We start from the raw sequence: 11440 nt of genomic DNA on the forward strand, positions 1-11440 counted from the left end.
CAGCCGATGGATGCCGCCGCCCGGACAATGACGGCAAAGCTTAAGGGCTTGCTCCTGATCGCTTTGCCCGTCCTGCTGATCGCCGTTTTTCTCTTCTATCCTGCCGTGCTGACGATACTCAGCACGGTGCTCAGGAAGTCGCCGGACGGTGGCACCAGGCTGACATTTTCCAGCTACGTCTTCTTTTTTTCCGACCCCTACAGTCTTGCCAACTTGATGCGGACGTTCTGGACCACCTTCGTGAGCCTAGCGCTCCTGATCGCGATCACCCTGCCAATCGCGCTCTACATGCGGTTTTCGCGCGGCTGGCTGGCGTCTCTCATCCAGGGGCTGGCGTTGTTTCCGATGTTCGTGCCGGGCATCATCGTCTGTTATGCGCTGATCCGCTACATGGGCCCGAATGGCTGGCTGCAGAGTCTTCTCACCAAGGTCGGGATCCCGGGCTACCACTCGCCCTACCTGACGCCCTGGGGCCCGGTGATCGGGCTGATCTGGGACGGCATGCCGCTTGCGCTGCTGATCCTCGTCTCCGGCCTGTCCAATATCTCCGACACGTCCATCGAGGCTGCGAGGGATATCGGCGCGCGCAAGCTGCGCATCCTGCGGAGCATCATCCTGCCGCAGATGAAGCACTCGCTGCTGATCGTCGCAGCGCTCAATTTCCTGGGCTTTTTCGGACAGGCGCTGATGCCGTTCATGCTGGGTCCGACCGCTCCGGAGATGATGGGCCCCTTTATGCTGCGTACCTTTGCCAGCGTCCGCGACCCCGTCCAGGCCGCAACGCAGGCGACAATCACCTTCATGATCTGCTCGATCGCCGGCCTTGCCTATGTGCGCTCGGTCTCGACCCGCCGCGCGGAGGACATCCGATGACCTTCAACCGCCGCGTCGACGTCTTCGGCTGGATCATCCTCGCCTTCCTCGTCCTGTTCGTCGCCCTGCCGATCCTCACGGTCTTCCTCTGGGCCTTTGCCGAGCAGTGGTTCTACCCGGCCATTTTGCCGACCAAATGGGGCCTGAAATACTGGTACGCCGTCCTGGGCCGACCGGAAGTCTGGGCCGCCTTCGTGACGTCGCTGCAGCTCTCGACGATCGTGACGGCCTTGTCGGCGTTGATCTGCCTGCCGGCGGCCTATGCCTTCGCGCGCATGAACTTTCCCGGAAAGGCCGGTTTCATGATGTCCTTCCTGATGGCCAATGCCTTTCCCCGCTTTGCCCTGATCATATCAATCGCGGTTCTGTTCCTCTCGATGAACCTGGTCGGGACCTATAGCGGGGTGGTCATCATCCAACTCCTCAACACGCTGCTGCTGATGATCTGGCTTCCGACGGCCGCCTTTAGGGCCGTCAGCCGTGAGATGGAGGAGGCGGCGCGCGACGTCGGCGCCGGGCCGTTCCGGGTCTTCTGGTCGATCACCCTGCCGCAAGCGCTTCCCACCATCGCCGCCGCCCTGCTGATGACGTTCGTGTGGACCTTCTATGAAACGGAAGGTGCCTGGCTCGTCGGGGCACCCCGTATCCGCACCATGCCGCTGCTGATGATGTCGATGATCAACAACCAGCTGGTCGTGCAGTATGGGGCGGTCCTGTCGGTCATGCTCTGGGTGCCGTCGCTGGCGGCAATCCTGCTTGCGCGCCGGGTCATCGGCGGCGACGCCTTTGCCAAGGGCCTCGGCGGCTGACGCGCAATCCAAGAGAAAGAAAATACGCATGGCAACGCTCCGCCTCGACAATATCTCCAAGATGTATGGCCCCATCAACGCCATCGAGCCGCTGTCCCTGGATTTTCCCGATGGCGAACTGGTGTGCCTGCTCGGGCCGTCCGGATCCGGCAAGTCCACGCTGTTGCGCATCATTGGCGGCTTCGAGAGCCCCTCGGGCGGCAGGGTGCTGATCGACAATTCAGACGTCGTGTCGACCCCGCCGGAACATAGGCCGACGGCCATGGTCTTCCAAAGCCACGCTCTGTGGAGCCACATGACGGTGTTCGAGAATGTCGCCTTCGGCCTGAAGCTGCGTAAGATGAGCAAGCCGGTCATTGCCGCGAAGGTCAAGGAAGCGCTTGATCTGGTGGGTCTCCAGAACCATGCCGACCGGATGCCGCGCCAGCTTTCCGGTGGCCAGCAGCAGCGCGTGGCGATTGCGCGCTGCCTGGTTCTCGAGCCGAAGATCCTGTTGATGGACGAACCCTTTGCCAGCCTTGACCAGCATCTGCGCGACCGCCTGCGCGAAGAGGTCAGGCAGATCCAGCGTAAGCTCAAGATCACAACGGTGTTCGTGACGCACGGCCAGGATGAGGCGCTATCCATCGCTGACCGCATCGTGGTGATGAGCACGGGGCGTATCGAGCAGGTCGGCAGCCCAAGCGAGATCTACGAAACACCGCAGACCGCCTTCGTGGCAGGCTTCATCGGCGACATGAACATGTTCGATTGCGCGGTCGATGCGGGGCGCATCCGGATCGCGGGGCTTGAGATCCCGACATCGGTCACAGCGGGCGCCGCAACCCTTGCGGTTCGTCCCGAAGACATCGTCGTCGAGGGTCAGACCGGCGACGGCGGCGTGCTCGTCACCCGGACCGTCAATCTCGGATCCTTCATCAAGGTGGAGAGCCAGGCGGACGACGGCACGATGGTGCGGATCCAGGTGCCGAAAAGTGCGGACATAGCCGAGGGGCAGACACTGTCTATCCGCGTCTCGCGCTTTGCGCTGTTTCGCGAAGGCAAGGTCATCTCAACCGTCCCGTCCTGACGGCTGCGGGTGCAAGGCCCTCCCGCAATTGAGACGCGGCGGGGCTTTCAGACCGGCGACGCCCCGTCGAAGGGACGTTCGTCGCCCAGCACCTGGCGGAAGTAGAGGTGACGGAAATTATGGCTGGTGTTGACGAAGATCGGCAGCATGGCCGCACCGGTGACGGCCGCATCATGGATCAGGATCGCCGGCATCAGGCGCGGAAACGCGCGGTCGCGCCGGGCTGCCGGCGTCGGCCGGAGCGGGTAGGCGCGATCGACCAGCATCTCGACGATCGCGCGCGGCAGCGCCCCGCCCACCGCGATGAAGCCCGGGTCGAACATGACCTCGATGATCGCTGTCGCATCGCGCACCACGGCAGCCGCACTGGCCAGCCAGTTCATCAAGCGATGATCCCTGAGGGCACACAGGCGGTTGAGCTCATCGTTGTCGACAGTCTCCTCCGTCATGCCGCAGGCATGGGCAAGACCCGTCAGCGACAGGATATCCTTGGCGCCGGTCTCAGGCCAGACGGGCGATCCATCAAGACCGGCGATCGGCAGCAGCCCAAGCTCGCCGGCATTGCCACCGACGCCCTTGAACGGATAGCCGTCGATGATGAGGCCGGCACCTGTCCCGTGGCCGATGTAGAAATAGACGAAAGTGGCATCCTGTGCGCCTGACCGGTGGATGCGCTCGCCGATCGCTGCCGCGGTCGCATCGTTTTCCACCAGCACCTGCAAGCCGCAGAGGCTCTGCAGGTTCTCGACGAAGGGCACGTCGCGCCAGGCTTCCCAATGCTGCATGGAGAAATCAAAGTCGTAGACATCGGAGCCGAATGTCGGCAGCACGAGGCCGATGCCCCAGACCTTGCCGCGCGGAATAGCGTTGTCGTCCAGCGCCTGCGCGATGCCCTCGGCCATGCGGGCAACCGTTTCTTCCGGATCGCGGGTGTTGCACGAGATTTCCAGGCGCGCGCGCGCTCTGCGTTTCAAGTCGCAGATCATCAGCTGGCAATGGTTGCGGTCGATGTGGATGCCGACGGAAAAGCCAGCGTCGGCATGGGGTTCGAGGTAGATCTGCGGCTGGCCGCGAAGGCCGGACGAGCGCCCGGCTTCCGAAATAAGCCCCTGTTCCAGGAGTTCGCGGGTGATTGATGAAATCGTCTGCGGTTTCAGCCCGACAATGCCGGCAATCTCGACACGGCTGATTGGAGCGCGCTGGAAGATCGTCTCGAACACGAGGCGCCGATTGAAAATCCGCGCATCCTCGATGCGGCTGCCCGCGATCCGGACATCCTCATCCTTGATCGGCCTGTTGTCTTCCTGCTCCAAATCGCTTCCGCCTGCTGCCCGTTTTCCTGCCGCGCGATCGCCATGCGATACCGCTTCAGAGCCCGAGGCTTTTGAGCACCTTACGGTTATGAAGCGCAATCGGAAAAGGCTTTTCGGGCGGACACGGATACATATCCTGCTCGTAGACGACATAGCCGTCGAAATTCCGAGCCGCAAGGAAATCCCGCACCTCGCGAAAATCCACGATGCCCTTGTCGAGTTCGCACATCACGCCGGATTGGAAGCCCTTGATAAAATCGATATTCTCGTCGCGGATCTTGTTGAGTAGCACAGGATCGACATTCTTGAAGTGATAGTAGGGGATCCGCTCGGCATAGCGCTTCATGAAGGCGAAGGCATCGGCGCCGGTATAGGCGTGATGGCCGAAATCGAAGCAAAGGCCGACAAGTTCGGCCGGCGTTTCCTCGACCAGGCGGATGACCTCTTCTTCCGTCTCGACGCCGGAGCCGACATGCGGGTGAAACAGGAGATGCAGGCCGTGTTCCTCGGCCACGTAGCGAGCGGCTTCCCTGACAGTCGTCACCATTCCCTTCCAGGCATCCGCCGAAAGCGCGCGCTGCCCGCCCGCCGGAGGAAGGTCCGAATCGTCCATCAGCACGACCCACTCCGACCCCATCGCCTTGAGCAGGCCGCAAGTTTGCTCAAGGCGCGGTCGCAAAGTGTCCATCGCATCTCTTGGCGCAAGAAGATGCACCAGAGCCGACCCGCATACGGAAAGTCCTCTGGCAGCCAGTTCGTCGGTGAGACGCGCGGGATCGGTCGGCAGGTAGCCCCAGGGCCCGGTTTCCGTCCAGGTGAAGCCGGAATCGCGCACCTCGTCAAGGTAACGCGTCCACGGCGTCTGTTTCGGGTCATCCGCATACCATACGCCCCAAGCGTCCGGAGCCGTCGCAACCTTCATCGTTTCCATCTCCTTCGAGAATTAAATCCTCGACACATCTTCTATTCCAGAACAGCAAGTTGGAAAAGGGAGTCCATGCTTTTTCTTTAAATTTAGGACTTTTATAGGATAACGGGAGCATTCCCCAGCCGCGATCCCCTTAAATTGTCCAGAATTCAGGATTTTTCGGATTGATAAAATCTTCAATGCATATTTATTATGTGACAGGCTCGCCGCAGTACGGGCCCCGCATCACTACGGTGCGAGTCTAAGGTCTGCGCCGATGCGGCGCCCCGAGTGAAAAGGTAAAAAAACGTGCTCAGACTTGGTTTGATCGGCCTTGGGGAAGTGGCTCAACTCATCCACCTGCCGATTTTGCAGCGACTGGGAGACCAGTTCGCTCTGGCTGGCGCCTATGACCCGTCCCCGTCTGTCGCCGAAGCGATTGGCGCGCGCTGGAACATCGCCCGGCTATTTTCCACGCCCGGCGCGTTGATCGCCTCAGGCGATATCGACGCCGTGCTGGTGATGAGCCCCGACCAGTATCACGGCCGCCATGCCCGCGCGGCCTTGGAAGCAGGCAAGCATGTCCTGGTCGAAAAGCCGTGTTGCCTGACGCAGAGCGACCTCGACGAGCTCGATGCCACGGCACGGGCCTCCGGCCGTGTGGCGATGGTCGGCTACATGCGGCGATACGCCACTGCCTTCCTTGAGGCAAAAGCACGCCTACCGAAGCTCGACGACATCACCTATGTGCGCGTGCGCGACGTCATCTGCGAGGGGCCGTGGTTCTTTCGGCAGACCGACCGGGTCATCACGCCGCAGAACGACATCGCTGCGGTTCTCGTCGCGGAAAGCCGTGCGCTGCGCCAGGCGATGGTTGCCGATGTCTGCGGCGCCGATGCGCCGTCCGATCATGTCACTGCCTATTCCGTGCTGACGGGCCTGTCATCCCATTCCCTGTCGGCCATGCGTGACCTTCTCGGCGTGCCCCAACGGGTTATCGCGACAGAGATCAAGCAGGGCGGCACACAGATCACCGCGCTGTTTGACTACGGTCACTTTACCGCGCTCTACGAATGCATGATTGGCGATGTCGTGCGTTTCGAGGCGGGCTTCGAAATCAACACGCGAACCGGACGTCTCGCATTCGAATATCCCACCCCCTATATCCGCAATCTGCCGATGACGCTTGATATCCAGGCGTCCACGGAGAAGGGCAACGTCCTCACGAGACTCGGTCCCTTCTACCAGGATCCGTTCGACGCCGAGCTGCGCGCCTTCCATGCGGCGGCAACGCAAGGTGGAGAGAACCGGACGCCGCCCGCAGAATCCAAATTTGACCTGGCCCTGTTTGAAGCCATGATAAAAGCGGCGGCGCGATGAATATCGGGACCCCTCTGGCCGTCATCGGCAATGTGAATGTCGATCTGATACTGGGGCCCGCAAGCCCCTGGCCCCGTCCCGGCACGGAGGTCATCGTCGATCATGACGAGCTGCGGGTCGGAGGTTCGGCTGGCAATACAGCGCTCGCCTGGATGGGTATGGGGGTGGACTTTGCGATTGCCTCCAGCACGGGTGAGGACATGTTCGGGGAATGGCTGCGAAGCGCGTTCGGTTCCTACGCGGAGACATGGGTGCGGGCGCCCGACAGGACGGCGATCACAGTCGGTGTGACGCATCCAGATGGCGAGCGGACCTTTTTCAGCACGCGCGGCCATCTTGGCCGGTTCTGTATCGACGATGCATTGGTGGCGCTCGATGCACGACGGCTGAAGGGAGGACATCTGCTGCTGTCCGCAGCTTTCCAGACCGAGACCCTGGCCCGCGACTATGACCGACTGTTCGATTGGGCAGACCTACACGGTATCACGACATCGATTGATCCCGGTTGGCCTGACGGGGGCTGGACCGCGGCGAACAGGGCACGAACGATGGCCTGGCTGGCCCGGGCTGGCTGCGCCCTGTTCAACGAGGCTGAGGCACTGGGTCTATCCGGTCTTGAGAGCGTTGACGGCGCTGCCGCCCAGTTGAAGACGCATATGCCCGCCGGTTCGCTTCTTGTCGTGAAATGCGGGCCGTCGGGGGCGATTGGCGTCGATGCGCGGGGAGCCCTTCACCGCACTGCGGCGCCGCATGTCGATGCGGTGGATACGGTCGGCGCAGGCGATATTTTCAATGCCGCCTTCCTGGCTGCCCTGAGCGCCCAAAACGCTTTTCCCAATTGCTTAGAGAGGGGCGCTGCCGTGGCCTCCCGAGCCATCTCGACGTCACCGCGCCAATATGATGTCGGCCTGCCTCACAGCAGCGGCCCCAAGGTACTGCGCCCGGCCTAGTCTGGGGCGGTTTCAAGCCGCGCTGCCGCGTGTCCCATTGCGGCTCCAGTCGCCGAGGCTGATCACGGCTCGTCAATCGAACGGGCCAACCCGTCGTCGTGTTACGGCCAATGGCGTGACGTTGCGGCGGAGGCGTCGAGATGGGTCAGGAGGAAGTCGACCGCGTCCCTTTTCGCTCGGCGCAAGGGCGATTGGCCATCCCCGCTGCAGGGCGATTTGCTCCAGCCGATACCCGAGGGAGACGAGCACTCGCCAGAAGGCAGGCTGCCCGGCCCAGAGAAGACAGGATTTTCAACTTGCCGCATAGGCCAAAACCAGAGCCTCTCTAGCCTAGAATTGAAAGGGGAAATGACGGTCCGAAAACGGGGCTCAAAATCCTAACCTTTGAGTTAGGTTTCATATGCCACGCCACATTCAGACGGGAGAAGGCGGCGAATTTCCCAAGTCACAGGGTGTGAAGACTTTCACCGCCCCCACATTGCAAGGACGGTGAGGGAAGCGCTCCGTGATCGACGCTTTCCGGTATCCGTCCTTCGACCGGGACAAAAAATGCTAGGCTCCACTTCATCAAGACGTCTTGCAATCCCGCTATCCCACCAGACAATAGGCTCGCAGTCCGTCCATTGCTCATGGCGAACGCGGTCGCATCGGGTCATGACCCGGCATAAACGGAGGGTATCAAATGTTGGAATCCACCCACTCTACGCGTCGCCAGGCCCTGAAATTCCTCGCTAGCGTCCCCATGCTGCCACTCGGCGCTTCGGCCGCCAGCTCGCTTCTCGCTCTCGGCGCGGCGCGTGATGCCGCCGCAGCGCCGTCAAACTTTGTCTCGGCAACGTTCAGCTCGATGGCCGCGCCCTCTTTGGCGGATCCGGCGGCCATGGCGACCACGACCGTTGCTTCGCAGCTGACGGTGACGCTCGAAGACGGAAATACGCAGGCGTTCAAGCTGTCCTATCAGCCCTTCTTCATGACGGGTGACATGGTGCCGGACGGCAAGGGCGGGGAAATCCTGGCCGGCGGCTACTACGATATCCACAACAAGCCGATCATCGACACTTCGGTACCGGGCAGGGAGCGCCAGTTTTTCTCCGACTGTCCAGACGGGACTTCGCTACTGGCACCGATCGCCGGCGCGAAGGTCGATGGCGTCAAGGGCAATACTGTATTCGCCGTCGTCCAGTTCGAGTACATGTCGCGCGACCAGAAAGGCGACGACACCTATGGCCGCATGCCCTCGCCAATCGCCGTCCTGACACTCGATCAGGATCCGGGCACCGGCAAGCTCGGCCTGGTCAAGTACCACAACGTCGACACCGCCCAGGCGCATGGTCTTTGGATCACCTGCGGCGCCAGCCTCTCGCCTTGGAACACCCATCTGTCGAGCGAGGAATACGAGCCCGACGCCTTCGCGGCCTCATCGAACAAGCAGCTCCTGGCCTATAGCAAAAATCTGTTTGGAGACGAAAAGGCTGCAAATCCCTATCATTACGGTCACCTGCCTGAAGTCAGGGTCAATGCCGACGGAAGCGGCACGCTGACCAAGCACTACTGCATTGGTCGCATCTCGCACGAACTGGTGCAGGTGATGCCTGACCGTCGCACGCTGTTGATGGGCGACGATGCGACCAATGGCGGCCTGTTCATGTTCGTCGCCGACAGGGAAGCGGACCTTTCCGGCGGGACGCTCTACGTTGCCAAGCTCGGCGGCACCCTGTCCACCGACACAGCAGCACCGGCCGACACGATCACCTGGATTAAGCTCGGCCATGCCACCAGCGCGGAGATCGAGAAACTCGCCGACACGGTGAAGCCTGAGGCCATCATGGAGATCGCCAAGGAGGATCCCAAAGATTTGCGCTACGCGCGCATCGCCATGAGTGGATCCTTCCATTGGGTGAAGCTCGCGCCAGGCATGGAAAAGGCCGCGGCCTTCCTGGAAACACACCGCTATGCAGCGCTTATGGGCGGCAGCATGGCCTTTACAAAAATGGAAGGCACCACCGTCAACGCGAAGGACAAGGTTGCCTACTCGGCGATTTCCTACATCAAGGACTCGATGGTCAAGGGCGGCAAGGGGTGGTACCAAACGTCAGGCATCGGTTTCGACAAGCCTCTCGAGGCAGGCGGTATTCTGGCGCACTCCATGGGTGGTGCCCAGAAGGACAGCGGCGGAGAGGCGATCGCCAGCGAATGGGTGCCGTTTGAGACCCGATTTGTCCTGACGGGCGAGGATATCGCTACCGACGAACTTGGCAACACTGCCAATCCCGACAAGATCGGCAATCCGGATAACATCAAGTTCTCCGAGCGCCTGCGCACCCTGTTCGTCGGCGAGGACAGCGGCATGCATGTCAACAACTTCCTGTGGGCCTACAATGTCGACAACAGGCAGCTGTCGCGCATCATGTCGATGCCGGCCGGCGCGGAATCGACGGGCCTCCACGCGGTCGACGAACTCAATGGCTGGACCTATGTGATGAGCAACTTTCAGCACCCGGGCGACTGGGAGAAGCTCCACGCCAAAGTGAAGGATAGCCTCGATCCGCTGGTTCGCGCCAACTACAAGGACCGCTTCGGCGCGGCCGTCGGCTATCTTACGGCGGATGCGACCGGCATCAAGCTCGGGAAAGCCTGATGCGGCCAGCGGGCGCTGGACATTTTTGGGCGGGCGGCGCTGTGACGGCGCAGCCGATCGTCGGCAAAACCGAGCGGCCTTGAATGCCTGAGCAATCACGGGCTTTCGGCGGTTCAGCCCAATATTTGGGCCTGGGGCAAGACCTGCGGTGGTGGTCATCGATTGCGCCTCTTGCAGAGACCGCACACCCTTGCCGTTTTTCTCAAGACAATCCTGTGGACGGGAAGGAGCCCTTCTGGCGCCTCTCTCGTTGCTTCTCAACTTGGCACGGGACGCCCTTTCCTAAGAGAGACAACCGACAGGCCGACCTTGGTCCCCATCCGCTCGCAGATCGCCTTCCGTTTGCCGGGCTGATTTCCCGACGAGACCTCGCTGGCTGAGACAGGGATTAAGTCCGATTTTAGAGAGCCAGGCCAATCACAATTCAAGGGAATTCTATGACGCCGGGTTCACAGAAAGCGCTATCCGCTTGGCGGCCATTGCGCGAGGAATTTTGGCGCTCGGATTCGATTCTGTTCCCGTGGATGTTCTTCGGAGATGACTATCCCCTCCTGTCGCATTACATGGCCTCGGTCCTTGGTGCGCCTGTCCTGACCGACGGGATCATTGGAGGTGAAGCTCCTCGCAAACTCGTAGATTGCTGGAAAAATGCTGAATATTGCCGCCTATGCGGGCCTGTTCTCAACGGCATTCATTGCTGCCACCATCTTCCCATTGCAGTCTGAAGCTGTTCTGGTCGGCATGCTCCTTTCGACAAAATTTTCGGTCGTGGGCGTGGTTATCGTTGCATCTGTTGGCAACACTCTCGGAGCCATGGCGAACTGGTTTCTTGGGCGGTGGATAGAGCGCTTTAGAGAGTATCGCTGGTTCCCGTTGAGCGACAAGGGATTGGAACGCTCGATAAAATGGTATCGGCGATACGGCAAATGGTCGCTTTTGCTGTCATGGATGCCAATCGTCGGCGATGGCCTCACCGTTATCGCTGGTGTTCTTCGGGAGCCACTTCTTACATTCACAATCCTTGTTGCCATCGCGAAAACCGGGCGTTACGTCGTGCTTGCGCTCGCTACCCTTCACCTGATTGGTTGAAGGATGTTTTGAAGCGAGAAGAGATATCACCGACATGCTGTCTTTCGACGTCACCCAATCGAACACGGCTGATCAAAAAGCGACCGCAGCAGGCACCCAACGGAACTTCACGCGCCTGTCGCTCAACTCTTGCAAGAGAGCGCTTAGCCAAGCAGACCGTCCGCTTCGAGTAGGATGAGGGCATCGCAACGCCTTCGCCTCGACCATGCGTAGCTTTCGCTCTGCGATAGCCCCGGACAGAGACAGTCAATTTTACCCGATGAACGCATACACGCGATTTCAGTCAGTTTACGGCTGACCCAACAATACGCGCCCAAAATTCTCGGCATACATCCTGCGGGCGCAATCCGATTGCCTCCATGACAGGCATTGTTGAAAATTGTGGCTGGCGGGCGCGACCCCGGAATTGAAG

General features: G+C 60.9%; 9 protein-coding genes. 7 read left to right on the forward strand and 2 right to left on the reverse strand.

Annotated features, from left to right (window positions below; genetic code table 11):
* Positions 1-6: 6 nt before the first annotated feature.
* The 3 genes from J5289_RS20070 to J5289_RS20080 are packed head-to-tail and all read left to right on the forward strand — an operon-like array spanning position 7 to position 2751.
* A complete protein-coding gene (locus tag J5289_RS20070; protein ID WP_224129356.1) occupies positions 7-873 on the forward strand; it encodes an ABC transporter permease in 867 nt (288 codons plus the stop codon).
* Positions 870-1682, forward strand: a complete 813-nt coding sequence (locus J5289_RS20075; protein WP_142831816.1) for an ABC transporter permease — start codon at positions 870-872, stop codon at positions 1680-1682. Before J5289_RS20070 ends, J5289_RS20075 begins: the two co-directional genes overlap by 4 nt.
* A 28-nt stretch (positions 1683-1710) precedes the next feature.
* On the forward strand, positions 1711-2751 hold the full coding sequence (locus J5289_RS20080; protein WP_209207453.1) for an ABC transporter ATP-binding protein: 1041 nt from the start codon (positions 1711-1713) through the stop codon (positions 2749-2751).
* Positions 2752-2798: 47 nt separating this feature from the next.
* Here the strand turns inward: J5289_RS20080 and J5289_RS20085 are convergent, their stop codons facing one another.
* On the reverse strand, positions 2799-4064 hold the full coding sequence (locus J5289_RS20085) for an ROK family transcriptional regulator (protein WP_224129354.1): 1266 nt from the start codon (positions 4062-4064) through the stop codon (positions 2799-2801).
* A 55-nt stretch (positions 4065-4119) separates the two neighbouring features.
* The gene (locus J5289_RS20090; protein ID WP_247750750.1) at positions 4120-4986 is read right to left on the reverse strand and encodes a sugar phosphate isomerase/epimerase; all 867 of its coding nucleotides are present in this window, start codon (positions 4984-4986) and stop codon (positions 4120-4122) included.
* 294 nt (positions 4987-5280) lie between these two features.
* Here J5289_RS20090 and J5289_RS20095 point away from each other — a divergent pair, with 294 nt between their 5' ends.
* From J5289_RS20095 to J5289_RS20110, 4 genes are all read left to right on the forward strand, one after another.
* Complete coding sequence (locus tag J5289_RS20095; RefSeq protein ID WP_209207451.1) at positions 5281-6351, forward strand: Gfo/Idh/MocA family protein; 1071 nt, start codon at positions 5281-5283, stop codon at positions 6349-6351.
* Complete coding sequence (locus J5289_RS20100; protein WP_209207450.1) at positions 6348-7301, forward strand: carbohydrate kinase family protein; 954 nt, start codon at positions 6348-6350, stop codon at positions 7299-7301. Before J5289_RS20095 ends, J5289_RS20100 begins: the two co-directional genes overlap by 4 nt.
* 682 nt (positions 7302-7983) lie before the next feature.
* On the forward strand, positions 7984-9939 hold the full coding sequence (locus tag J5289_RS20105; RefSeq protein ID WP_209207449.1) for a PhoX family phosphatase: 1956 nt from the start codon (positions 7984-7986) through the stop codon (positions 9937-9939).
* A gap of 648 nt (positions 9940-10587) precedes the next feature.
* Positions 10588-11028: a YqaA family protein gene (locus J5289_RS20110; protein ID WP_142831822.1), complete on the forward strand. Its 441-nt coding sequence runs from the start codon at positions 10588-10590 to the stop codon at positions 11026-11028.
* Positions 11029-11440 lie beyond the last annotated feature (412 nt).

Origin of the sequence: Rhizobium sp. B230/85, from assembly GCF_019355735.1 — a bacterium.
Classification (GTDB): Bacteria; Pseudomonadota; Alphaproteobacteria; order Rhizobiales; family Rhizobiaceae; genus Rhizobium; species Rhizobium rhododendri.

Coding starts and splice junctions, on each gene's coding strand:
- J5289_RS20070 (WP_224129356.1), top strand. CDS start 7: ATGGATGCCGCCGCCCGGACAATGACGGCAAAGCTTAAGGGCTTGCTC.
- J5289_RS20075 (WP_142831816.1), top strand. CDS start 870: ATGACCTTCAACCGCCGCGTCGACGTCTTCGGCTGGATCATCCTCGCC.
- J5289_RS20080 (WP_209207453.1), top strand. CDS start 1,711: ATGGCAACGCTCCGCCTCGACAATATCTCCAAGATGTATGGCCCCATC.
- J5289_RS20090 (WP_247750750.1), bottom strand. CDS start 4,986: ATGAAGGTTGCGACGGCTCCGGACGCTTGGGGCGTATGGTATGCGGAT.
- J5289_RS20100 (WP_209207450.1), top strand. CDS start 6,348: ATGAATATCGGGACCCCTCTGGCCGTCATCGGCAATGTGAATGTCGAT.
- J5289_RS20105 (WP_209207449.1), top strand. CDS start 7,984: ATGTTGGAATCCACCCACTCTACGCGTCGCCAGGCCCTGAAATTCCTC.
- J5289_RS20110 (WP_142831822.1), top strand. CDS start 10,588: ATGCTGAATATTGCCGCCTATGCGGGCCTGTTCTCAACGGCATTCATT.